The organism is Pseudomonas lactis (genome assembly GCF_001439845.1).
Lineage (GTDB): Bacteria > Pseudomonadota > Gammaproteobacteria > Pseudomonadales > Pseudomonadaceae > Aquipseudomonas > Aquipseudomonas lactis.
In genome coordinates, this window is the sequence record NZ_JYLO01000007.1 from 1 (window position 1) to 24,107 (window position 24,107).

The 24,107-nt window shown below is 58.1% G+C and carries 23 protein-coding genes; 8 read left to right on the top strand and 15 right to left on the bottom strand.

Going from position 1 to position 24,107, the window contains the following annotated elements:
- The 3 genes from TX24_RS30790 to TX24_RS30795 form a co-directional block, all read left to right on the top strand.
- A partial coding sequence (locus TX24_RS30790; RefSeq protein WP_208604732.1) for a protein kinase domain-containing protein occupies positions 1–474 on the top strand: 474 nt, incomplete at its 5' end.
- Between the two features lie 164 nt (positions 475–638).
- Positions 639–956: a hypothetical protein gene (locus TX24_RS31860; RefSeq protein ID WP_157255552.1), complete on the top strand. Its 318-nt coding sequence runs from the start codon at positions 639–641 to the stop codon at positions 954–956.
- Positions 953–2,023, top strand: coding sequence for a serine/threonine-protein kinase (locus tag TX24_RS30795; RefSeq protein ID WP_079382945.1), 1,071 nt, complete (start codon positions 953–955; stop codon positions 2,021–2,023). The genes TX24_RS31860 and TX24_RS30795 overlap by 4 nt, the downstream gene beginning before the upstream one ends.
- Positions 2,024–2,061: 38 nt before the next feature.
- Here the strand turns inward: TX24_RS30795 and radC are convergent, their stop codons facing one another.
- The 5 genes from radC to fadD2 all read right to left on the bottom strand — a co-directional run bounded on the left by radC (position 2,062) and on the right by fadD2 (position 9,125).
- Complete coding sequence (gene radC / locus TX24_RS12580) at positions 2,062–2,571, bottom strand: RadC family protein (RefSeq protein ID WP_034071794.1); 510 nt, start codon at positions 2,569–2,571, stop codon at positions 2,062–2,064.
- Between the two features lie 327 nt (positions 2,572–2,898).
- Positions 2,899–3,921: a PDDEXK nuclease domain-containing protein gene (locus tag TX24_RS12585; protein WP_477749708.1), complete on the bottom strand. Its 1,023-nt coding sequence runs from the start codon at positions 3,919–3,921 to the stop codon at positions 2,899–2,901.
- A 32-nt stretch (positions 3,922–3,953) separates the two neighbouring features.
- Entirely contained in the window at positions 3,954–5,153 is a 1,200-nt protein-coding gene (locus tag TX24_RS12590; RefSeq protein WP_034071798.1) for a tyrosine-type recombinase/integrase, read from the bottom strand.
- Positions 5,154–5,362: 209 nt separating this feature from the next.
- Positions 5,363–7,054: a long-chain-fatty-acid--CoA ligase FadD1 gene (gene fadD1, locus TX24_RS12595; protein WP_003193742.1), complete on the bottom strand. Its 1,692-nt coding sequence runs from the start codon at positions 7,052–7,054 to the stop codon at positions 5,363–5,365.
- Between the two features lie 382 nt (positions 7,055–7,436).
- Positions 7,437–9,125 carry a long-chain-fatty-acid--CoA ligase FadD2 gene (gene fadD2 / locus TX24_RS12600; RefSeq protein ID WP_003193743.1) on the bottom strand — a complete coding sequence of 563 codons (1,689 nt, stop codon included), beginning with the start codon at positions 9,123–9,125 and terminating at the stop codon, positions 7,437–7,439.
- Between the two features lie 219 nt (positions 9,126–9,344).
- Here fadD2 and TX24_RS12605 point away from each other — a divergent pair, with 219 nt between their 5' ends.
- Both TX24_RS12605 and TX24_RS12610 read left to right on the top strand, forming a co-directional pair.
- Positions 9,345–10,289 carry an alpha/beta hydrolase gene (locus TX24_RS12605; protein ID WP_057710459.1) on the top strand — a complete coding sequence of 315 codons (945 nt, stop codon included), beginning with the start codon at positions 9,345–9,347 and terminating at the stop codon, positions 10,287–10,289.
- A gap of 56 nt (positions 10,290–10,345) precedes the next feature.
- Positions 10,346–10,816 (top strand): MaoC family dehydratase, encoded by a 471-nt coding sequence (locus tag TX24_RS12610; protein ID WP_003193747.1) that lies wholly within the window; start codon positions 10,346–10,348, stop codon positions 10,814–10,816.
- A 136-nt stretch (positions 10,817–10,952) separates the two neighbouring features.
- Here the strand turns inward: TX24_RS12610 and TX24_RS12615 are convergent, their stop codons facing one another.
- Positions 10,953–11,420, bottom strand: a complete 468-nt coding sequence (locus tag TX24_RS12615) for a ferritin-like domain-containing protein (protein WP_003193748.1) — start codon at positions 11,418–11,420, stop codon at positions 10,953–10,955.
- Positions 11,421–11,624: 204 nt separating this feature from the next.
- On the opposite strand from TX24_RS12615, the gene TX24_RS12620 reads away from it, so the two are divergent.
- Positions 11,625–11,861: a DUF3820 family protein gene (locus TX24_RS12620; RefSeq protein WP_003193750.1), complete on the top strand. Its 237-nt coding sequence runs from the start codon at positions 11,625–11,627 to the stop codon at positions 11,859–11,861.
- Positions 11,862–11,871: 10 nt separating this feature from the next.
- Positions 11,872–13,047, top strand: a complete 1,176-nt coding sequence (locus TX24_RS12625; protein ID WP_003193752.1) for an aminotransferase class V-fold PLP-dependent enzyme — start codon at positions 11,872–11,874, stop codon at positions 13,045–13,047.
- A gap of 204 nt (positions 13,048–13,251) precedes the next feature.
- On the opposite strand, the gene TX24_RS12630 is transcribed toward TX24_RS12625, so the two are convergent.
- The 3 genes from TX24_RS12630 to zwf are packed head-to-tail and all read right to left on the bottom strand — an operon-like array spanning position 13,252 to position 16,101.
- A complete protein-coding gene (locus TX24_RS12630; RefSeq protein WP_026067364.1) occupies positions 13,252–13,917 on the bottom strand; it encodes a bifunctional 4-hydroxy-2-oxoglutarate aldolase/2-dehydro-3-deoxy-phosphogluconate aldolase in 666 nt (221 codons plus the stop codon).
- A 17-nt stretch (positions 13,918–13,934) separates the two neighbouring features.
- Positions 13,935–14,648, bottom strand: coding sequence for a 6-phosphogluconolactonase (gene pgl / locus TX24_RS12635; protein WP_003193755.1), 714 nt, complete (start codon positions 14,646–14,648; stop codon positions 13,935–13,937).
- Entirely contained in the window at positions 14,635–16,101 is a 1,467-nt protein-coding gene (gene zwf, locus TX24_RS12640; protein WP_003193756.1) for a glucose-6-phosphate dehydrogenase, read from the bottom strand. Before zwf ends, pgl begins: the two co-directional genes overlap by 14 nt.
- Before the next feature lie 220 nt (positions 16,102–16,321).
- Here zwf and TX24_RS12645 point away from each other — a divergent pair, with 220 nt between their 5' ends.
- Entirely contained in the window at positions 16,322–17,182 is an 861-nt protein-coding gene (locus tag TX24_RS12645) for a MurR/RpiR family transcriptional regulator (RefSeq protein WP_169856377.1), read from the top strand.
- Positions 17,183–17,353: 171 nt separating this feature from the next.
- On the opposite strand, the gene TX24_RS12650 is transcribed toward TX24_RS12645, so the two are convergent.
- The 6 genes from TX24_RS12650 to TX24_RS12675 form a co-directional block, all read right to left on the bottom strand.
- Positions 17,354–18,199, bottom strand: coding sequence for a D-hexose-6-phosphate mutarotase (locus TX24_RS12650; protein ID WP_057710460.1), 846 nt, complete (start codon positions 18,197–18,199; stop codon positions 17,354–17,356).
- Positions 18,200–18,297: 98 nt separating this feature from the next.
- Positions 18,298–19,644 (bottom strand): carbohydrate porin, encoded by a 1,347-nt coding sequence (locus tag TX24_RS12655; protein WP_003193760.1) that lies wholly within the window; start codon positions 19,642–19,644, stop codon positions 18,298–18,300.
- An 86-nt stretch (positions 19,645–19,730) separates the two neighbouring features.
- Complete coding sequence (locus TX24_RS12660) at positions 19,731–20,891, bottom strand: ABC transporter ATP-binding protein (protein ID WP_034134354.1); 1,161 nt, start codon at positions 20,889–20,891, stop codon at positions 19,731–19,733.
- A 2-nt stretch (positions 20,892–20,893) separates the two neighbouring features.
- Positions 20,894–21,739, bottom strand: a complete 846-nt coding sequence (locus TX24_RS12665) for a carbohydrate ABC transporter permease (RefSeq protein WP_003193763.1) — start codon at positions 21,737–21,739, stop codon at positions 20,894–20,896.
- Complete coding sequence (locus tag TX24_RS12670; protein WP_003193765.1) at positions 21,732–22,640, bottom strand: carbohydrate ABC transporter permease; 909 nt, start codon at positions 22,638–22,640, stop codon at positions 21,732–21,734. Before TX24_RS12670 ends, TX24_RS12665 begins: the two co-directional genes overlap by 8 nt.
- Before the next feature lie 156 nt (positions 22,641–22,796).
- Positions 22,797–24,083 carry an ABC transporter substrate-binding protein gene (locus TX24_RS12675; protein ID WP_003193767.1) on the bottom strand — a complete coding sequence of 429 codons (1,287 nt, stop codon included), beginning with the start codon at positions 24,081–24,083 and terminating at the stop codon, positions 22,797–22,799.
- Positions 24,084–24,107: the final 24 nt, after the last annotated feature.

Below are 24,107 nucleotides of genomic sequence, written 5' to 3' on the forward strand. Positions count from 1 at the left end.
GTTGTAAGGCGGCAACAACTTGCTCAGCACGGCTTCTTTTCGCTCATGGGAATAACGGGCCACATCGGTGTCCTTTACCGCCTATCTGGGGAAAACTGGAGGGTGACAACTATCCTGCCAGAGGGGGGAGCCGTTTCGCCGCAACCTGCCATCGTCCTTGAATTTATTAACGGAGAAACACTTAGTTCAGCTAGTTTTTCCGCTGACACAAATTATCTACATTTGATATGGCAGATCTCATGCGGCCTTGCGGATATTCACTCTCATGAAATCATCCATCGAGATATTAAGCCGGGAAATATAAAAATTGATGGTGAAGGTGTCGTTAAAATTCTCGATTTTGGGCTATCAAGAAATAATGCTGCCGCTGAGACAAGAAGCATAATAGGAACCCCTGTATTCATGGCGCCCGAACTGTGGGGTGACCAAACTATTGCTTTGACTCCTCCATTGATGTCTACGCATTTGGCGTGACTTGCCTAGCACTACTGGCTGAAGAAACTCCCCTCAGCTTACGCAAGCGGCCTCCTAGTCAGCCGTCTCTGACGGACTTTTCAGTTCCATTCGCTGGATTACCTAGCGAAATTACGCATATTCTTCATCAATGTCTTGCAACCGATAGACGGGATAGGCCTTCCATGCAAGATATTCAGAATTTGTTGGCGAAGCATCTTCTAAAGGACAGGCATCGCGCCACAGTTGTTTTAAATGGATCTGCAAACACACTAGACTGCAAAAATCGAAGAATATCGCTTAACGCAACTGTCGGCAGCCTCACGATTGAATATGACGGCCTGGTATTCAGCGTCACGCAAGTTACAGGTGCTGTGTATATCAATAACACTTCCGTTTCTATCGGAACGATTGTGCCGGGCTGTTGCGTTCTTACATTCGGGAACGGCGGCTCAAGAAGTTTTGTTACCTTTGACGTCTCGAATCCGGAGGTGATGCCATGAATCCACAAGATATTGTCTCTGGACGCTATCGCATAGAACGCCATATAGGTCGAGGCGGCATGCAAGATGTTTATCTGGCATATGACATGCTGCTAGATTCAAACATTGCTCTGAAAACTCCTCAGCCCGGCCAGCCCGACAAGCGATTTAAAAGCAGTGCAAAAATATCCGCCCGAGTTAACCATCATAATGTTGCAAAAACTCTAGACTACATTGAAGAAGATAGTAGGCTATTTCTCATTGAGGAGTTTGTCGATGGCGAAAATCTTGAGAATACACTCAAGACCTTTGGAGCTATTGATCCTCATTTGGCTGCCCGAGTATTTCTGCACGTTTCCAAAGGTGTTGCCGCTTCGCACCATGCAGGAGTTGTGCATCGCGACTTAAAGCCAAGTAACATTATCGTTGAGCATGGCGTTAATCTTCATGAACTAAAAATCACTGACTTCGGCATTGCTACGCTGACCGAAGAGGTTTTTGATGAGGCGGCGCGAGAAGGAGATATAACCAGATCGACTTCTGGAACAATCCGAGGGGCGTTGCCTTATATGGCGCCAGAAATGATGTTCAGGCAACCAGGAGAACACCCTGGGGCTTCTGTAGATATTTGGTCACTTGGGGCCATGATGTTTCAAATATTAACAGGAAAGGTTCCTTTTGGCGTTTACCTTCAGGCTGCCGTTAATGTTCAGAACAAAAATAGAGAGCCTTGGCCAAACTTCATGACGTCAAATCCGCAGTACAAGACTCTTGCGCAACAGTTGCAATCTCTCGTTGAAGAGTGCCTTCAATACAATGTTGCAGATCGCCCTACAGCAGATGAGATCGTCAAAAATATTTCTGATCTTTGCTTCATTGGCGTAGACAGAAAGGTGGGGGATGTATCCAACCTAATCCAAAATGGATACAGTGGATTTATTGAAGGTGACGATGGCATCACGACTTTCTTTAGTCGAGAAAGTATTTACGGGCCGAAATCTTCAGCCCCCCGTGGAAGTAGAGTTTGTTACTCAAGTTTCCCCGGATCACCACGCGATCGAGGTCATCCGATTATTATGATTGAGTGATTTTCATAGTCAGAAAGGGGGCCGAAGCCCCTCTAGGTTCACAGCAACCCACGCTCTGCAAACGATGTGATGTCCGCACCTCCCACAATGATGTGGTCCAGGGTGCGAACATCCACCAGTGCCAGCGTTTCCTTGAGCTTCTGAGTCAGAGCCTTATCTGCGCTGCTCGGCTCAGGATGCCCACTCGGATGATTGTGCGAGAGGATGACCGCCGCCGCATTGAGCAGCAGTGCCTCCTTGACGACTTCGCGCGGATACACCGATGCACTGTCGATAGTGCCCCGGAACATCTCGCTGTACTCGATCAGCCGATGCTGCGTGTCCAGGAACAGAATGGCAAAGACTTCATGTTCTAAGCCAGACAGTTTGGTGACCAGGTATTCCTTGACCAATGCTGGTGATGTAAAAGCAGTACCGCGCTGCATTTTCTGATCTATGGCCTGACGGGCTGCATCAAGAATCTGGTCTACTGATGCTGGCAGGTAACGGCCCTGTGCGTCACGCACCAACAGAGAGGAATCGAACGAGGAAAAGGATAGTTGCGACATGATCGTGCTCCGGATGCTCGGGCGGATTTGCCCGGAACCGTGGTCAGCACGGCGCAGCGCAAGCAGTCAGGGGTCACAGACGGCCACGGGCCGCAAGCGTGCAAGCACGCGCAGCCCTTGACGGCGCGAACGCCGTGATACGGTGAAGGGAACAGCAAAACCGCCCACCCCCCACCCACTGCACACACTCGCCTTTTGGCAAACGCAGTGCGCAGGCCAAGGGCCGGAGGCGTCAGGGATCAAAGCCGGATGGCCGTGATTCGCAAGAAGCGCGGGGCGCAGCCCGTGAGCCCGACGGCGGCACGCCGGGATGCACGGGTACGGTAATCAAGACTTTTCGTCAGACTGCCGCTGTTCGATCTGCAACTGCGCCCGCCGCGTTGCCTGTTGCAGCCGCTCCACGAGTACGCCTCTCGGTGGCAAGGCCGTCAGGTATTCCGCAACGTGAATGCCCGACTTATCCAACTCCAGCAGCTCGATCTGCTCACGCTTCTTGCCAGTGCAGAGGATAATGCCCAGCGGCGAGGCTTCTTCTGGTTCCCGCTCATGCTTGTCGAGCCAGCGTAGATACAACTCCATCTGCCCTTTGTAGGCGGCCTTGAACTCGCCGACCTTCAGTTCTACCGCCACCAGCCGCCGCAGCTTGCGGTTGTAGAACAGCAGATCAAGGTGGAAATCCTCGTCGTCAATCGGGATGCGTTTCTGCCTGGCAACGAAGGAAAAACCCGCGCCCAACTCCAATAAGAAGGACTCCATTTCACGAATGATGGCCGCCTCCAGGTCACTTTCTTGCCAGGTGTCCCGAAGGCCCAGGAAGTCGAGGATGTAGGGATCGCGCATGACCAGCGCAGGCGACATGCGCTGTGCATTGCGCAGGGTCGCCAGCTCCCGCACGATCATGTCATCCGGCTTTTGGGACAGCGCTGTGCGCTCGTACAGCATCGAGTCGATACGCTCGCGCAGTGTCCGCACGCTCCAGCGTTCGGCGCTGGCCACCTGCGCATAGTAGTCCCGCTGGTGTGGGTCTTTCAGCGGAATCAGGGCAATGAAATGCGTCCAGCTCAATTGTCGTATCAGTGATACGACAATTGCCTCGTCGGGAAACGTGACAGCAAACTGCACCATGCGACGCAGGTTTTTCACCGAAAAACTGCTGCCGTATTCCTTCACCAACTCCCCCGCCAGAGTCGGCACGACTTCCTCGCCATAATCAGCCCGTCGACCTTCCAAAACCTGTGTATGGATACGCAAACCGATGCGCCAGTAGAGCATCGTCAGCTCGCTGTTCACTGCCGAGGTGGCGCGCTGGCGCGCCACCTCAATCAGTGTTCTGATATCGCCCAGCAGCACGGCAGACGGCGCGACAGATATTTTGCGCCTGCTCATACTGTTTCCTCCACGACAGGCCGTGCGCCGATGATCGTCTTGCGCCGGTTTGCTACCAGTTCGGCAGCCTCCCGCACCGGGGCATCCTCGGTGTGGACATAGCGCATGAACATCGCCACGGTTTTGTGTGCGGTCAGCGCCATGCCAACCTTCACCGGGATGCCCGAGTTGGCAATATCTGTAGCGGAGCGGTGGCGGATGCCATGCGTACCAACGTGCGTTACGCCAGCAGCTTTCAGGGTACGAGTCCAGCCGTTGTAATACTCACCCGTTGTCAGATGCTTCATAGGGCGACGAGGCGAAGGCAGCACGTAAAGTGAGCCTTCATACCGGGGAGCGGTTGATAGCAGCCGATAAGCCTCCTCGCTCATCGGTTTGGACATGCCGCCTGTCTTGCTGTCCGGCCAGACCACGCGCCGGTTCTCCAGATCAACCCAACTCCACTCAAGCAACACTATCTCGGAGCGACGAGCGGCAAACTCAAACTGCAAACGAATCGCCAGCGGGATGACGGGATGCTCCAGACCCTCGGCTTCCAGGTCGTCGAGATAGTGGAACAGCTTGCCCATTTCCTCGTCACTGATGAGGTGGGTTGCCTTGCCAGCGGGGTACATGGGCACATGACGGCACGGGTTGGTGCCATCCGGGCGATAGCCCCACACCTCGGCCAAATTGAACATCTTGCGCATCACGCTGAACGTGCGGTTGGCATCCGCTGGCTTGTGGGCCATTTTCTTCATCATCGACGCCACATCTGGCCGCTTCACGTCGTGGACTTTTATACGACCAAGCAGCGGGATGATGTTGCGGTCGATGAGGCTCTGATAGCCTTCCTGTGTGCTGGGCTTATTGCGTTGGCTGGAGTGATCCTCCATGAACTTGACGCATAACTCCTTGACCGTGGGTGCATTGCGCGCCTGGGCCTTGGCTGCACCAGGATCGCCACCTCGGCGAACCTCGGACAGCCAGTTCTGCGCCAATGACCGGGCCTGCTCGACAGTCAGTTCCCCGTACAAACCCAAAGCAGGCTTGCGACGCTCGCCAGCATTGGTTCGGTACTGAAGCATGAACACCTTGCGGCCTGTCGGGGTAATCTTACACAGGAAGCCGGGAACAAGTGTGTCGCGCAGCTCGACGGGCTGTGCCTGGGGTTGTGCCGCATCGACTGCGGACTTGGTGAGCTTGATCTTAGCCATGATGACTCCTCGGAAAGACCCGATTCCAGGAGCCTGATAGGAGTCAAGCGGGTGGAAGCCGGGTCAAGTTTCAGAAAGCACCGGCATATGATGAATCGTCCTAAGCCATTGATAAACTTGCTGTATCTAGCTTGGGCGTAGTCCAGAGAATTTCGGTGCTGGAGTCATGGTGAAATAAAAAAACCCGCATCAGCGGGTTTTTTTATGGGTTACTTTTTGAGCCCGAGTTTCTTCAGCTCTTCATCCCGCAATTCACGCCGCAAGATCTTGCCCACGTTGGTAGTCGGCAACGCATCACGGAACTCCACGGCCTTGGGCACCTTGTAGCCGGTGACGTTAGCGCGCATGTGTTCCATCACCTGGTCCTTGGTCAGGGTAGCCCCTGGCTTGACCACGATGAACAACTTGATGTGCTCACCGGATTTTTCATCCGGTACGCCGATGGCCGCACACTGCAGCACGCCCGGCAGGCCCGCCAGCACGTCTTCCAGCTCGTTGGGGTAGACGTTGAAACCGGAGACCAGAATCATGTCCTTCTTGCGGTCGACGATACGCATGTAGCCGTCTGGCTGGATGATCGCGATGTCGCCGGTTTTCAGCCAGCCTTCGCTGTCGAGCATCTCGTCGGTGGCGTCCTGGCGCTGCCAGTAGCCCTTCATCACTTGCGGACCTTTCACACACAGCTCGCCGGTTTCACCCAGTGCAAGCTCGGTGCCGTCGTCAGCGATGACTTTACACGCGGTGGAAGGCACCGGAATGCCAATGGTGCCGATCTGGATGTGCTGGATCGGGTTGACCGTGGCCACCGGGCTGGTTTCGGTCATGCCGTAGCCTTCGCAGATCGCGCAGCCGGTCACCGCCTTCCAACGCTCCGCCGCTGCCAGTTGCAACGCCATGCCCCCCGACAGGGTGACCTTCAGCGCAGAGAAGTCCAGCTTGCGGAAACCTTCGTTGTTGCACAGCGCCACAAACAGGGTGTTGAGGCCGACGAAGCCGCTGAACTTCCACTTCGACAGTTCCTTGACCATCGCCGGCAGGTCGCGCGGGTTGCTGATCAGGATGTTGTGGTTGCCGATCAGCATCATCGCCATGCAATGAAAGGTGAAGGCATAGATGTGGTACAGCGGCAGCGGCGTGATCAGGATCTCGCAGCCTTCGTTGAGGTTGGAGCCCATCAGCGCCTTGCATTGCAGCATGTTGGCCACGAGATTGCGGTGGGTCAGCATCGCGCCCTTGGCCACGCCGGTGGTACCGCCGGTGTATTGCAGCACGGCCACATCGCCGCTGGCCGGGCTGGCATCGTCGACCGGCTGGCCATGGCCCTTGGCGAGCACGTCGTTGAACTTGATGGCCTGAGGCAAGTGATAGGCCGGGACCATTTTCTTCACGTACTTGATCACGCTGTTGATCAGCACGCGCTTGAACGGCGAGAGCAGGTCGGCGACTTCGGTGACGATCACATGCTTGACGGCGGTCTTGGGCACGACTTTTTCAGCCAGGTGCGCCATGTTGGCCAGGCAAACCAGGGCCTTGGCCCCCGAATCATTGAATTGGTGCTCCATCTCCCGCGCGGTGTACAGCGGGTTGGTGTTGACCACGATGAGGCCGGCGCGGATCGCACCGAATACAGCGACGGGGTATTGCAGAACGTTGGGCAGTTGCACGGCGATTCGATCGCCAGGCTTCAAGTCGGTATGCTGTTGCAGATACGCGGCAAATGCGCCGGACAATTCGTACAATTCACCGTAGGTGATGGTCTTGCCCAGATTGCTGAAAGCCGGTTTGTTAGCGAAGCGCTGGCAGGACTGCTTCAGTACCGCCTGAATATTCGGATACTCGTCTGGATTGATCTGTGCAGCAATCCCGGCGGGGTACTTATCCTTCCAAAAGTCTTCATTCATGGAAGCCCACTCCTCAGCGACGCGAATTCATCATCGCATTTGATGCGATTATTATTGGTGTATGTTTTTAGGTGAGTCTGGCGCTTTCAAGCAGGCCTAGAAGTCACAAAGCGCGCCGAGAGTAGCAGCTTTGCCAAGGGCCGCCTAGAGCCAAAAGAGGGCCCTACAGTCATAAACATGACTCAAGAATATCCAATGGTCACTTTTAGAGCAAAAATTCTATAACTCCAGAAATGGCTCTAGAACAGGCTTTCAAGGGCAAAAAATACAGTGTGGGAGCTGGCTTGCCTGCGACAGCGGTGGACCAGTCAATTCAACAGGTGACTGAAACACTGCTATCGCAGGCAGACCAGCTCCCACATTTTTTGTACCCGGTTTCAATTCAAGCGATGTCGCGCAGCTCCCGGCGGAGGATCTTGCCCACCGGCGTCATCGGCAACGACTCCCTCAACACAATATGCTTGGGCACCTTGTACCCGGTGAAGTTGGCCTTGCAGTACGCCTTCAGCTCCTCAAGGCTCACCCCCTGGGCCCGTGCCACCACGAACAGCTTCACCGCCTCCCCTGTGCGCTCGTCCGGCACGCCGATCACGGCGCAGTTGGCCACGGCCGGATGGGCCATGATCACGTCTTCAATTTCGTTGGGGTACACGTTGAAACCCGAGACGATGATCAAATCCTTCTTGCGATCCACAATGCTGATGTAGCCATCGGTGTCGATCACCGCAATGTCGCCGGTCTTCAACCAGCCATCGGCGTCCAGGGTTTCGGCGGTGGCGGCCGGTTGCTGCCAGTAGCCCTTCATTACTTGTGGGCCCTGGATGCACAGCTCGCCGCGCTCGCCCAACGGCAGCTCTTGCCCCAGGTCATCCACGACTTTCATCGCCGTACCCGGCACCGGGATGCCCACGGTACCCAGGCGCGACAGGCCGCCGTAGGGGTTGGTGCTGGCCACTGGCGAGGTTTCGGTAAGGCCATAGCCTTCGCCGATGGCGCAGCCGGTCAGCGCCTTCCAGCGTTCCGCCGTGGCCTTGACCAGGGCAGTGCCGCCGGAATTGGTGATCTTCAGGTGGGAGAAATCCAGGGTCTTGAAATCAGGGTGGTCCATCAGCGCCACAAACAGTGTGTTCAGCCCCAACAGACCGGAGAACTGCCACTGCTTGAGCTCCTTGATAAACCCGCCGATGTCCCGTGGGTTGGTGATCAGCACGTTGTGGTTGCCGGAGACCATCATGCACATGCAATTGGCCGTGAAGGCATAGATGTGGTACAGCGGCAGCGGTGCAATCATTACCTCCTGCCCTTCCTTGATCAGCGGATGGCCGTCGTCGCCCAGTTGCGACATGCAGGCCCGCACCTGCTGCATATTCGCCACCAGGTTGCCGTGGGTGAGCATCGCGCCCTTGGCCAGCCCAGTGGTGCCGCCGGTGTATTGCAGCACGGCGACGTCGTCCAGGGTCACCGGATGGCGCGTCACCCCAAGGCCCGCGCCCATGCGCAGGGCGCGCTTGAACGACACTGCTCGCGGCAGGTGGTAGGCCGGAACCATCTTCTTCACCTTGTCGACCACGGTGTTGACCAGCCAGCCTTTGGCGGCGGGCATGAAATCGCCCATCCTGGCTTCGATCAGGTAGTCGATCTCCGTGTCGGTGCACACCTCCTGCACACGTGAACCGAACAGGTTGAGATAGACCAGCGCCCGCACACCGGCATCCTTGAACTGGTGGCGCATCTCGCGCGGGGTATACAGCGGGTTGGTGTTGACCACGATCAGCCCGGCGCGCAGTGCGCCGAACACCGCAACCGGGTAATGCAGCACGTTGGGCAGCTGCACCGCGATGCGCTCACCGGGCTTGAGGTCGGTGTGCTGCTGCAGGTAACCGGCAAACGCCGCACTCTGGCGCTCAAGCTCAGCGTAGGTAAGGGTAATGCCCATGCTGCTGAATGCCGGACGGTCGGCAAAGGTCTTGCAGGAACGCTCGAAGACCTCGATCACCGACTTGTAGGTGCTGAGGTCGATGGCATTGGGGACTCCCGCCGCGCGTTTGTCATTCCAGAAATCAGGTTGCATTATTCTTGTCCTCTTTACCTGAGTGTGTCCGGCCGCTGCCATGCAAATGCGCAGCAATAAGAAGCGGAGCTTTGGGGAAGTTAGCAGCTATGGCCAAACAGGCAAGACACTGAACTGTGTCATTGATTGTATGAATCTTGTACCTAAGGCGTAGGCAGATACCCCGCCCCACGCCGGATGAGCTATACAATGCAACCACCCTGAGCAAAGGAAGCCGCCATGAACCACGACACCTTCTGGCTGACCGCGAACGACCACACCCGTCTGTACGTCAACCAATGGCTGCCCGACGGCCCGCCCAGGGCCGTGGTGATGATTTCCCATGGCATGGCCGAGCACGGCGGCCGCTATGCACGCCTGGCGCAGGCATTGTGTGCAGCAGGCCTGGGTGTGTATGCGCTGGACCAGCGTGGGCATGGCCGTACCGCCGAGGCCGGCACCGTTGGGTTGTATGCTGAAACGGACGGCTGGAACAAAGTGGTGGGCGATCTGGCCAGCCTCAATCAGCATATCGGCCAACAGCATTCAGGGCTGCCGATCATCCTGCTGGGCCACAGCATGGGCAGCTACATCTCCCAGGCGTACTTGCTGCATCACAGTGCCAGCCTGCATGGGGCAATTCTCAGCGGTTCGAATTTCCAGCCGGTGGCCCTCTACCGTGCAGCGCAAATCATTGCGCGCATCGAGCGAGCACGCCAAGGCCTGCGAGGGCGCAGTGCGTTGATCGACTTCCTGTCGTTCGGCTCATTCAACAAAGCCTTCAAACCCAACCGCACCCAGTTCGACTGGCTCAGCCGCGACCCGGTTGAAGTGGACAACTACATCAACGACCCACTCTGTGGCTTTCGTTGCACCAATCAATTGTGGATCGACCTGTTGGGCGGCTTGCAGCAGATCAGCAAAGTCTCCAACCTGGCGCAGATCGACCCCGGCCTGCCGATCCTGGTGATGGGCGGCGATTGTGATCCGGTGAGTGAAGGCAAGCGTCTCAAGGATCTGGCCCATGCCCTGCGTGAGGCCGGTTGCCAGGACGTGCAATTGACGCTCTACCCGCAGGCGCGTCATGAAGTGTTCAACGAAACCAACCGGGATGAAGTCACCGCCGACCTGCTGGCCTGGCTCGACCAGGCGCTGGCGTTGCGCAGGCCCACCCGCTGCGAATAGTTTTTGCTTTAAAATCAGCCGATTAATTACCGTTAAGCCACAGGATGCACCTTGAGATGACCCAGGTAACCAACACCCCGTACGAAGCGCTTGAAGTGGGCCAGACTGCCAGCTTCAGCAAAACCGTCGAAGAGCGCGATATCCAGCTGTTCGCCGCCATGTCGGGTGACCACAACCCGGTGCACCTGGACGCTGAATACGCCAAGGCGACCATGTTCAAGGAGCGGATTGCCCACGGCATGTTCAGCGGTGCGCTGATCAGCGCGGCGGTGGCCTGCGAGCTGCCTGGGCCGGGCACGATTTATATCGGCCAGCAGATGACCTTCCAGAAGCCGGTGAAGATTGGCGACACCCTGACCGTGCGTTTGGAAATCCTCGAGAAACTACCGAAGTTTCGCGTGCGCATTGCCACTCGGGTGTTCAACCAGCGTGATGAGTTGGTGGTGGATGGCGAGGCGGAGATTCTGGCGCCACGTAAGCAGCAAGTCGTGACCCTGACCGAATTGCCACCCATCAGCATCGGCTGACCTAGATTCCAGCCTGTGCATAAAACACATGTGGGAGCGGGCTTGCCCGCGAATGCAGTGTGTCAGTCAATACAACCGTGACTGATCCACCGCTTTCGCGGGCAAGCCCGCTCCCACACTAAGCCCAGCGTGGGGCTTACGACTGAGCGCGAGCCTGGTTACGCAGGGCTTTTACCTGGTCGTGGTTGCGCTGTACCCCGTGGTACTGACGCTCAACCAAGTCACGAATGCCCACCAGGTTGTGCTTGTTGATCTTCTCGATGGCTTCCTTGTAAGCCTTCAATGCGTGGTCTTCACCGCGCTCGGCTTCGTTCAATACGGCCTCTTCGTCCTTGCCGGTGACCATCGACTTCACGTCGACCCAGCCACGGTGCAGGGCGCCGGCCATGCTGCCGGAATCTTCAGGATCGCCACCCAAGGCACGCACAGCCGTTTTCAGTTCAGCGGCGGCTGTCGCGCAATCAGCGGAGCGCTTAGCAAACAGAGCCTTGAGTTCTGGATGCTTGATGTCTTCAGCGCATTCCTTGAAACCCTTTTGGCCGTCGATGCTGGTCTCGATCAGGTCGTTCAGTACGGAGATCGATTCTTTGTTGATATCAGTCATTTTTCAATTCCTTGTACGGGTTAGAAGGTTGCCTTGGTTATTGCAGCGCCCGTGCCAGGTTTTCAAAAATTATTTTTATGTTTAATTTCAACAAGTTATGAATTATTGAACCATCTGTATCTTGGTTATTTGCATGATCTGTCATTTGGCCTTCATGCAGAATGCCTGTATTTTCGAAAGCCTGGCCTCAACCCTGCGACGCTCATGAATCCCGAAAAACTCGAACTGCTCATCACCCGTCAAATGCCCTTCGGCAAATACAAAGGCCGGATCATTGCCGACCTGCCTGGGCCCTACCTGAATTGGTTCGCCCGTGAAGGTTTCCCCCACGGGGAACTGGGCGGTTTGCTGGCCTTGATGCAGGAAATCGACCACAACGGCCTGTCCGAATTGCTCGAACCACTGCGCGCCAAACACGGCAGACCCGCCCCTCGCCACTAGGAGACCCACCATGCCAAGGAATGCCGATAACGAAGCGCACTGGCAGGCCATCGCTCAGCGCTATGAGTGCGAGCCCGGCCCGATCAACCTGGAAAACGGCTACTTCGGGCGCATGAGCCGGGCGGTGCAGGCCCAGTACCTTGAGCACATCAGCTTTATCAACCGCAGCAACGCGGTGCATGTGCGCCAGCGCTTTGAGCAGGGCGAAAACATCGAGATACGCCGCCAGTTGGCCGGGTTGATTGACGTCGACCCCGAGTCGGTCGCGTTTACCCGCAACGCCACCGAAGCCTTGCAGTCGCTGATCCGCAACTACAACCGCCTGCAACCGGGCGACCAGGTGCTGATCAGCGACCTGGAGTACGACACGGTCAAAGGCGCCATGCGCTGGCTGGCAGCGACTCGCGGCGTGGAAGTGATAGAGGTGGCCCACACCCACCCGGCCAGTTTCGACAGCCTGGTGCAAACTTACCACGACGCCTTCGCGCAATACCCGCGCCTGAAATTAATGGCCCTGACCCATGTCACCCACCGTACCGGCCTGGTCATGCCGGTTGCGGCCATTGCCAAGGCCGCGCGCGAACGCGCAATCGACGTGATCCTCGACGGCGCCCACGCCTTGGGCCAGATCGAATTCAACCTGGCCGAACTGGGCATTCAGTTCGCAGGCTTCAACCTGCACAAATGGATCGGCGCGCCGCTGACCCTGGGCTTTTTGTACATCGCACCGGAGCGCCTGGCCGATATCGACCCGGACATGGGCGAGTTTCACTACCCAGCCACGGATGTGCGAGCGCGTACGTCCTACAGCACGCCGAACTTCCCCGCGCTGATGACCCTGCCTTTGGTGTTTGACGAGCATCGGCAATTGGGTGGCGCTGCGGCCAAGGGCGCACGCGTCAATTACCTGCGCAACCTGTGGGTAAACCAGGTGCGACCGTTGCCGGGGATTGAAGTGCTGACCTCGGATGACCCCAGACTGTATTGCGGGATCACAGCCTTCAAGTTCATCGGGCGTGATCAGCAGACGATGGTGGACAGGCTGCTCAAGGAGCACGGCCTGTTCACCACTACGCGCACGGGGGCAGCGTTTGGCACCTGTATCCGGGTGACGCCGGGGCTGGTGACGTCGGCGGCGGACATCAACGCGCTGGTCCACGCGATCACCCAACTAAACACCGTTTAAAACTGTGGGAGCTGGCTTGCCTGCGATAACGGTGTATCAGCCAAAGATGGGCTAACTGATAAATAGCTATCGCAGGCAAGCCAGCTCCCACCTTCAGAACGGCGATGTGTTTGAGGTTTTTTACAGGCAAAAAAAAGCGGCACACCGACCAAGTGCGCCGCAAAAATGCCGTTAAGCACAGCAACAACGATTCGATAAATCAGTTCAGTCCAGCAGCGCCAGCGCCTGGGCAGTGACTTCCTGGATACGCGCCCAGTCGCCATTCTTGACCCACTCCGGATCCAGCATCCAGCTGCCGCCCACGCACATCACGTTTTTCAACGCCATGTAGCTCTTGATATTGGCCGGCCCAACGCCGCCAGTCGGGCAGAACTTCACTTCCCCGAACGGGCCGCCGAGCGCCTTGATGGCAGCAACACCACCGCTGACTTCAGCCGGGAACAGCTTGAAGCGGCGATAACCCAGGCCGTAGCCTTCCATGATGCCGGAGGCGTTGCTGATGCCCGGCAGCAGCGGGATCGGGCTGTGCACCGAGGCTTCCAGCAAGTCGCGGGTGATGCCGGGGGTGACGATAAATTGCGAGCCTGCCACTTCTGCCGCTTCGAGCATGTGACGGTCTAGCACGGTACCTGCACCGGTGCACAGTTCAGGACGCTGCTCGCGCAAGACCTGAATGGCTTTAAGGCCGAACTCGGAACGCAGGGTCACTTCCAACGCGGTCAAACCGCCGGCTGCCAGGGCGTCGGCCAACGGCAGAATGTCCTGCTCGCGGGCGATGGTGATCACCGGCAGGATCCGCGCCTTGGCGCAGAGGCTGTCGATCAAGGCAACTTTATCCGCCATGGACACGGTCGGTTGAGGGCTTTTCATAGCGGCTGATCCTTGGCTCATGGGCACCAGTAAATCTCTAAAGTAGGTTGCAAAAACGCGCGAATCGGCATGGCAGCAACATCGTCGCTGGCCAGGGCGGCGCTCAAGGTCGTCAATTTCGAACTGCCGGAAATCGACAGCACGGTGTAGTCGGCCGTGGCCAGCAACGCACGACTCATGGTCAGGCGCTGGTGCGGCACAGTGGGCGCCAGCATCGGCCAGCAACGGCGGGTACCGTCGGCCTTCAGCGCTTCACTCAGGTTGGGGCTGTTGGGGAACAGCGATGCGGTGTGGCCGTCATCGCCCATGCCCAGCACCAGCACATCAATGGCTGGCAACTCACCCAGCAGGCGATCGGCCTGCTCGGCAGCGTCTTCAAGGTTGGCGGCAGGGCTGTACAGGCTCAAGAACTTCGCCTTGGCCGCCGGGCCTTGCAGCAAATGTTGCTTCAACAGGCCGGCATTGCTGTCGGCGTGTTCGACCGGCACCCAGCGCTCATCGGCCAGGGTGATGGTGACCTTGGACCAGTCCAGGTCCTGCTTGGCCAGGTTCTGGAAAAACGCCACGGGGCTGCGGCCGCCGGACACCACCAACGTCGCCTCGCCACGGGCAGTGATGGCCCCACGCAGTTGCTCGGCCACGTCATTGGCCAGGCCATCGGCCAGCAGCGCAGGCGTACGGTACTCATGGGCAGTAACGCCCTGAGGCAGTTTCAATTCAGATATCGCCATACCACGACCTCCCATCCCGCGTGATCAGTGCAATCGAGCTCATCGGCCCCCAGGACCCCGCCGCATACGGCTTGGGCGCATCACCGGATTTTTTCCACCCGGCGATCAACTGGTCACACCACTTCCACGCGGCTTCGATTTCATCTTTGCGAACAAACAGGTTCTGATTGCCGCGCATCACTTCCAGCAACAACCGCTCGTAGGCATCGGGGATGCGTGCGCTGCGATAGGTGTCGGAAAAATTCAATTGCAGTGGCCCGCTGCGCAGTTGCATGCCTTTGTCCAGGCCCTGCTCCTTGGTCATCACACGCAAGGAAATACCTTCGTCCGGCTGCAGGCGGATGATCAGCTTGTTGCTGATCTGCAGGCGCTGCTCGGGAGCGAAGATGTAGTGGGACGGTTCCTTGAAGTGGATAACAATCTGCGACAGCTTTTGCGGCATACGCTTACCGGTACGCAGGTAGAACGGCACGCCGGCCCAACGCCAGTTACGGATATCAGCACGCAGGGCAACGAACGTCTCGGTGTCGCTCTGGGTGTTGGAATTGTCTTCTTCCAGGTAACCCGGCACGGCTTTACCGGCGCTGTAGCCGGCGATGTACTGGCCACGGACTACCTGGGTGGTCAGGCCCTCGGGACTGATCGGCGCCAGGGCCTTGAGCACCTTGACCTTCTCGTCGCGGATGCTGTCGGCAGACAGGTCGGCGGGCGGGTCCATGGCAATCAGGCAAAGCAGTTGCAACAGATGGTTCTGGATCATGTCGCGCAGCTGGCCGGCCTTGTCGAAGTAACCCCAACGGCCTTCGATACCAACCTGCTCGGCCACGGTGATTTCCACGTGGGAGATGTAATTCTGGTTCCACTGGGTTTCGAACAGGCTGTTGGCAAAACGCAGGGCGATCAGGTTCTGCACCGTCTCTTTGCCCAGGTAGTGGTCGATGCGGTAGGTGCGGTTTTCCGGGAAAAACTGCGCCACGGCGTCGTTGACCTTGCGCGACGACTCCAGGTCCGAACCGATGGGTTTTTCCAGCACCACGCGGGTATTTTCCGCCAGGCCGACCTTGGACAGGTTTTCGCAGATCGCGCCGTACACCGCCGCCGGGGTGGCGAAGTAGGCGATCAGGCGTTGATCGCTGCCGACTTTTCCGGCCAGGGCAACGTAGTCGTCGGCCTTCATGAAGTCGACATGCACATACGAAAGGCGCGCGAGGAAACGCTGGGCCACGGCTTCGTCGAGTTCCTTGCCGACGTACTTACGCAATTCTTTTTCGATATGGGCCAGGTGTTGCTGCTCGGAGCCAGCTTCACGGGCCAGGGCCAGGATGCGTGTGTCGTCGTGCAGCAACCCGGCGCCATCGAGCTGATAAAGGGCAGGAAATAACTTGCGCAGCGCCAGATCACCCAAGGCGCCAAACAGGGCAAAGGTGCAGGGTTCCACGGTTATCGAAGGCATGATGTTTGTTCTTTTATCAAGTTAAGCTACAAATACCTTTTTTCAAGGCATCACTCAAGGAAAAATGTAGTAATAACCACAACATTTTCCGGAAATACGCATTGCGAGTGGTGGTGTTCAGCTACCCTCAGTAGGATAGGCCACCGCGAAAAGCCACTCATCGATTGGTTACCGCCTTTTTATTTGCATCGTCGCCCGAAGGAAAGACTGAATGGACCGCGTGCGAAATCTTCTGGAACAGATCCGGAACCGCCTCGAAGAATTGAACAAGGCCGAGCGCAAAGTCGCTGAAGTGATCCTGCTCAACCCGCAGCAGGCCACACGCTTCTCGATCGCCGCCCTCGCCCAGGCCGCCTCGGTCAGTGAACCGACGGTCAACCGTTTCTGCCGCTCGTTCGGTGTCAGCGGTTACCCTGAACTTAAATTGCAATTGGCGCAAAGCCTGGCCAGTGGCGCCGCGTATGTCAGCCGCGCCGTGGAGGCCGATGATAACCCCGAGGCCTACACCCAGAAGATCTTTGGCAGCGCCATTGCCTCTCTGGACAGCGCGTGCCAGGCCCTGGACCCGGCGCTGATCAGCAAGGCCGTGGACTTGTTGATCCAGGCACGGCAGATCCACTTCTTTGGCCTCGGCGCTTCGGCTCCCGTGGCCATGGATGCGCTGCACAAGTTCTTCCGCTTCAACCTGGCAGTGACCGCCCACGCCGACGTGCTGATGCAACGCATGATCGCCTCGGTGGCGCACACCGGAGAGTTGTTCGTGATCATCTCCTACACCGGCCGTACCCGCGAGCTGGTGGAAGTGGCGCGTATCGCTCGGGAAAACGGTGCGTCAGTGCTGGGCGTGACCGCCGAGAACTCGCCGCTGGCCAAAGCCAGTACGGTGAGCCTGAACATCCCGTTGCCGGAAGACACGGATATCTACATGCCGATGACTTCTCGGATTATCCAGTTGACGGTGCTGGATGTGTTGGCGACCGGCATGACGTTGCGCCGTGGCGTAGATTTTCAGCCGCATTTGCGGAAAATCAAAGAGAGCTTGAATGACAGCCGATATCCGGTGGGGGATGAATTCAACTAAATCCGTGTCAACTGATCGTTCCCACGCTCCGCGTGGGAACGATCATGAATTCAACTAGCAGGCAGCTCTTCCAGCAGTACCGGCGCTATCGCAGGCAAGCCAGCTCCCACAGGGGAATGCATTCCAAAGGTGGGAGCTGGCTTGCCTGCGATAGCGCCATCAGCCACACCGCTAAACCCCTGCCCTGGCCTGCAAACTCAAGTGGGCCCTCTCCCCCGGCGCCAGGCTCGCCGCCGCCATCGCCGCCTCCACACACACAAACCCCGACGCTTCGTTAAAGCTCACGCCCAACAGCGGCCGGCTCCCCGGGTGCCACACCACCGTGTCGGCAGTGTTGCCCGTGTCGATGCACAGTTCACGCTGCCAGGCGTGGTCCTTGAGCTGCAGTTCACCCTCATGCTGGAACACCCGCTGGCATCCACCATCGACCCGCAATTCGCCTTCCTGCTGACAAACCTGGCGATTGAGCTGGTCATAACCTTGCGCTCCTTCGAGCCCAGACAGCGCTACCTCATCAACGTGACCAATACGCCAGTAAGCGTGCAATGCATGGCTCAACTGGCACGGCAGCTCGTCGTGGTGCTCGGTACTCAGGCGCAGTTCCAGGGTGTCGCCCAGGTGCGCGTGCAAGTCCACCTGCCAGTCGCACAGTTGCAATTGCCAGTGCAGGCGCACGCCTTCGTCATCGGTGCTGCTGTCGAGCAGCTTCCAGTCGATCAAGCGGGCCCAACCGTGGGAAGGCCAGGCATTTTCGCTGGGGTGGCGGCCATACCAAGGCCAGCACACCGGCACGCCGCCACGAATGGCGCCGACCTGTGGCCACTTGGCCGCGCACCACAGCCAAGGCTTCTGGCCGGTGGGCTGAAAGTGCAACAGTTGCGCGCCCTGGCGACTGAACACCGCCTGGCACAGCGGATGGTCGATCACCAACACATCGCGCATCTGAAAGCGCTCCCAGGCGAACACCGGACGCTCGCGCAGGGATTTGAAAAAGCGTTGCAGCGGTTGCTCGTGCATGTGCCCAGGTCCCGAATATCACAGTGCCACGCAAAAAAAAGCGGATAGCCATGGCTACCCGCAAATGCGCACAGAGAGAGGAGCTTATCGCAACAGCGTTAGAACGTAGACTGAATTTTCAGGCCCGCTACCAGCGCGTTGTCGACTTTATCCACGCCGCCAGGCTGGACAACGTACTGCAGGTTCGGACGCACAGTCAGCCAGTTGGTGACGTGGAAACCGTAGTTGAGTTCGACGTTGTACTCAGTCTCACGAATCGGCGTGTACAGCGGATTGTCGTAGTCGCTCACGCCCCTGGCGTCGTTGAGCAGCTCAGAGTTCTTCTTCACATCATTGTTGACATGCAGGCGAGCGACGCCAATGCCGACGTCATCTTTTGGACGCGCGTCGAATGGGCCTTTGTACACCAGCATCAACGACTGGTAGTTGTCGACCAGGTTGGTTTCCTTGTCATGGAAGGTCGCGTTGGCGGCGATGTTCAGGCCACGGGAAGCGTCGCCGTTATGGGTGGTGAGTTGCTGTTGCGCAACGAACCAGTAGCCTTTCTTGCTGCTACGGGTACGGAAGTCGGCGCCGCTGAGGACCGCATCGTTACCGTTGACGTCTTCACGTACATCCGGAGCATCGGCCGCACTTTTATAGAAGCCCACACGGTATTCGCCCGGCAGGTTATTAACCTTCGGCGACCATACCAATTCCACCGGGATCACGGTGCCCTTGGTACCACTGCCGCTGAGTTTGAAGCCGTTGCCGTGCTCCAGCTGCGAAGGGTTCTGGTTGTAGGCACCGATTTGCGCATACAGCTCAGGCGTGATGTTGTACTTCACGCGGATAGCGGCCTGGGCGACCGGCCAGTTGTACCAGGTATTGACGTAGTTACCGACCTGGGAACCGCAGAACGACAGGTTCTGGAAGTCGCAAGGGAAGGTGTTGAAGTCTTCGCCTTCACCGAAGTAACCGAGCTTCACGTCCAACTTGTTGTCGAACATCTGGTGCTGAATCCAGAACTGGGTCAGGCGCACCATGTGGCCACGGCCATACACTTCTTGCGAGGAACTCAAGGTGCCGGCACGCGGGTCGCCAATGCGGTCATTGGAGATGTTCTGGCCATTACGATTGGTCAACTGGATCTTGGCCTGAGTGTTATCCCAGCCCCACAGTTTTTGCAGGTCCAACGCCACGCCCAGACCGAACTGGTCGGAGTAACGACCGGTCTTGTCGTCGTTGTAGCCGCCGTGGGCGTTGTAGCCCATCTCGCCCACGTAGTCGGCCTTGATGTCGATACCTTGCTCGATCAGCTTGGTACGCTCGCCGCCCCAATCGCCGGTCATCCACTTGGAATCGGCGCTGAATGCATCGGCCGCCATCGCATTGGCGGACAATACAAGGGCTGCTGCCGCTGACAGTTGGCAGATCAGCCGGGTGTTGTTGTGTTGCTTTTTCATCCCTACATCCTCGTCTTTATTGTTATTAAACTGTTTTTATCTAACGCGGGTTACATTTTTTTAACTAAAACAATCACTTATCTTTCTTAACGGCCCTTGAACTGGGTCACATTGTCGGCATGCCCCTGTGCCGGCAATGAAGCAGCCGTGCCCAACCGCTCGCCGGTCTTGGCGTCAAACAGCAATACCTTGGCCGGGTCGAACTGCAAGGTCAGGGTCTCGCCCACTTGCGGTGCCACGTCAGGCGCCAAACGGCAGCACACCTTGGTGTCGTTGAGCTGCACAAACACCAGGGTGTCCGGGCCGGTAGGCTCGGTCACCTGCACTTCGGCGCGAATGCTCGACGAGCCGTTGCCCTCGCCCGCTGCCAGCACGATCTGCTCCGGGCGCAGGCCCAGGATCACATCGCGGTCTTCCAACCCGGCGTCACTCATGCCCAACGGCAACTCGCAACGGGCCTGGCCGCTGTCGAGCACCGCCACCAGATCACCGTTCTGGCGTTTTAGGCGCATGGGAACGAAGTTCATCGGTGGTGAACCGATAAAGCTTGCCACAAACAGGTTGGCAGGGTCGTTGTAAATTTCCTTCGGCGTGCCGAATTGCTGGATGATGCCGTCCTTCATCACCGCCACTTTATCGCCCAGGGTCATCGCTTCGATCTGGTCGTGGGTCACGTAGACGGTGGTGGTTTTCAGACGCTGGTGCATCAGCTTCATTTCGGTACGCATCTCGACGCGTAGCTTGGCGTCAAGGTTAGACAGCGGTTCGTCGAACAGGTAGATCTTCGGCCGGCGCGCCAAGGCACGGCCCATGGCCACGCGCTGTTGCTGACCCCCGGACAACTGGCCCGGCTTGCGGTTGAGCAAGTGCTCGATTTGCAGCAACTTGGCCACGCGCGCCACTTCGGCGTCGATGTCGGCTTGCGGCATCTTGCGGATCTTGAGGCCGAACTCGATGTTCTCGCGCACGCTCATGGTTGGGTACAAAGCGTAGGACTGGAACACCATGGCGATGTCGCGGTCCTTGGGGCTCATGCCGCTCACGTCTTGATCACCGATCATGATTGCGCCGCCGGTGATGGTCTCAAGGCCGGCGATGCAGTTCATCAGCGTGGACTTACCACAGCCCGACGGGCCGACCAGGATGAGGAACTCGCCTTCTTTGATCGACAGTTCGATGTTCTTCAAGGTGTCGGGCAGGCCGGCGCCATAGGTCTTGTTTACATTGCGAAGTTCAAGCGTAGCCATGATTACCCCTTGACCGCGCCGGCCGTGAGGCCGCGCACGAAATACTTGCCTGCGATCACATAGACCAGCAGGGTCGGCAGCCCGGCGATCATCGCCGCCGCCATATCCACGTTATATTCCTTGGCCCCGGTGCTGGTGTTGACCAGGTTGTTCAGCGCCACCGTGATGGGCTGGGAGTCGCCGCTGGAGAACACCACGCCGAACAGGAAGTCGTTCCAGATCTGGGTGAACTGCCAGATCAGGCAGACCATGATGATCGGCGTCGACATCGGCAGGATGATCCGGCGGAAGATGGTGAAGAACCCCGCTCCGTCCAGGCGTGCGGCCTTGATCAGCGCATCCGGGATGCTCACGTAGTAGTTACGGAAGAACAGCGTGGTGAACGCCAGGCCGTAGACCACGTGGATAAACACCAGGCCGGTGGTAGTGCTGGCCAGGCCCATCTTGCCGAGGGTGAACGACGCGGGCAGCAGCACGGTCTGGAACGGCAGGAAGCAGCCGAACAGCAGCAGGCCAAAGAACAGCTGCGAACCGCGGAAACGCCAGAACGACAACACGTAGCCGTTCAAGGCGCCGATGGCGGTAGAGATGAGCACAGCAGGAACGGTGATCTTGATCGAGTTCCAGAAGTAGCCATCCACAGTGGCCCAGGCCTTGACCCAGCCGATGCCGCTGACCACTGTGGGCCAACTCAGCAGGTTACCGGTGCTGATGTCTTCCGGGGTCTTGAAGCTGGTGAGCAACATCACCACCAGCGGCACCAGGTACAGCAGCACCGCCAGGATCAGCACCGCGTAGATCGCGATGCGGCTCAGGCTGATGGCAGGTTTGGCGGCGAGACTAGTCATTGCGCTTGGTCCTCAGCTCGGAATACAGGTACGGCACGATGATCGCGAGGATCGCACCGAGCATCAGGATTGCACTGGCCGAGCCCATGCCCATCTGGCCGCGACTGAAGGTGAACGAATACATGAACATCGCCGGCAGGTCGGACGAGTAGCCCGGGCCGCCTGCGGTCATTGCCGCCACCAGGTCGAAGCTCTTGATCGCAATGTGCGCCAGGATCATCACCGCACTGAAGAACACCGGACGCAGGCTGGGCAGCACCACGCTCCAGTAGATGCGCGGCAAGCTCGCGCCATCGATCTGCGCAGCACGAATGATCGACTGATCAACGCCGCGCAGGCCGGCGAGGAACATCGCCATGATAAAGCCCGAGGCTTGCCACACAGCAGCGATCACCAGGCAGTAGACCACGCGGTCCGGGTCGATCAGCCAGTCGAGACGGAAGCCTTCCCAGCCCCAGTCCCGCAAGAGTTTGTCCAGGCCCATGCCCGGGTTGAGCAGCCATTTCCAGGCGGTACCGGTGACGATCATGGAGAGCGCCATCGGGTACAGGTAAATGGTGCGGATAAAGCCTTCGCGGCGGATTTTCTGGTCGAGGAAAATCGCCAGCAGCACACCGATCACCAGGGTGATGCCGATGAACATGCCGCCGAACACGGCCAGGTTCTTGCTCGCCACCCACCAGCGGTCGTTATCGAACAGCCGCTGATACTGCGCCAGGCCCGCCCATTTGTAGCTGGGCAGGAAGGTCGAGGTGGTGAACGACAGCACGAACGTCCACAGGATGTAGCCATAAAAGCCCACCAGCACGATGAACATGCTCGGCGCCAGCACCAGTTTAGGGAGCCAGCGCTGCAACACATCGAATGGCGAGGCCTTGCTGAACACAGCAACAGAACTCATGGGAAAATCCAGTACAGGGAAAAAGGACTAGCAGCTGAACCGAACCCTGTAGGAGCGAGCTTGCTCGCGAAGGACTTCAACGATAACGCGTGCATACAGGATGAACGCGGTGACCTTGAGTTTTTCGCGAGCAAGCTCGCTCCTACAGTGGCTGTGTTACTTGGCCGACTTGATCGCCGCGCCAAGCTTCTTGGCCGTGTCGGCCGGGTCGGCTTTCGGGTCGTTGATAAAGTTGGTCACGACATCAAAGAACGCACCCTGTACCGCCAGGGTCGTGGCCATGTTGTGGGCCATGCTTGGCTGCAGACCGCCAGTCTTGGCGTCGGCCAAAAAGTCCTTCGCGGCGGTCTGGGCGCAAGAATCAAAGCCGTAGGATTCCATCTTGGTCAGCATGTCGTTACGCACAGGGATCGAGCCCTTGTTGATGCTGAACACCTTCTGGAAGTTTTCACCCAGCACGACTTTGGCGATGTCCTGCTGACCCGCGGCAGTGCCTTTGTCTTTCTGCTTGAACACCGCCAGGGAGTCGATGTTGTAGGTGAAGGCTTTGTCGGTGCCCGGGAACGCTACGCACTCATAATCCTTGCCGGCGACTTTCTTGGCGGCGGTCCATTCGGACTTGGCCCAGTCACCCATGATCTGCATGCCGGCCTTGCCATTGATGACCTTGCCCGCTTCCAGGTTCCAGTCCTGGCCCTTGCCGTCGACGTCCATGTAGGTCGCGACTTTCTTCAGCTCGGTGAGGGCCTTGACCATTTCCGGGCCGGTCAATGCGCCGTTATCCAGGTCGACCAGGGCTTTCTTGTAGCCATCAGCGCCCATTACCGAAAGCACAACCGCTTCGAACACGGTGCTGTCCTGCCAAGGCTGACCGCCGTGGGCGAGCGCAATGAAGCCTGCAGCCTTGAGCTTGTCGCCCGCTGCGTAGAATTCTTCGAGGGTGGTTGGGTTCTTGGTGATGCCGGCTTTCTTGAAGACTTCCGGGTTGATCCACAGCCAGTTCACGCGGTGGATGTTCACCGGCACGGCGACGTAGTCACCGTCGTATTTCACGGTGTCGGAGACTTTCTTGTCGAGCAGCGAATCCCACTTTTCTTCTTTGGCGACGTCTTTGAGCACGTCGGTGTCGAGCAGGCCAGTCGACGCCCACTCCTGGATGTCAGGGCCTTTGATCTGGGCAACGCCTGGCGGGTTGCCGGCGACCGCGCGGCTTTTGAGCACGGTCATGGCAGTGGCGCCACCGCCGCCTGCTACAGCACCGTCTTTCCAGGTGAAGCCGTCTTTCTCAACTTGGGCCTTCAGGACATCCACAGCCGCTTTTTCACCGCCGGAGGTCCACCAATGCACCACTTCCACCGTACCTTTGGAGTCGGCGGCAAATGCACTGAGGGGGAACAACGAGGCAATGGAAATAGCGACGGCGAGGCGATTAATCGCGTTCATCTGAGTACCTTTTCTTGTTGTTAT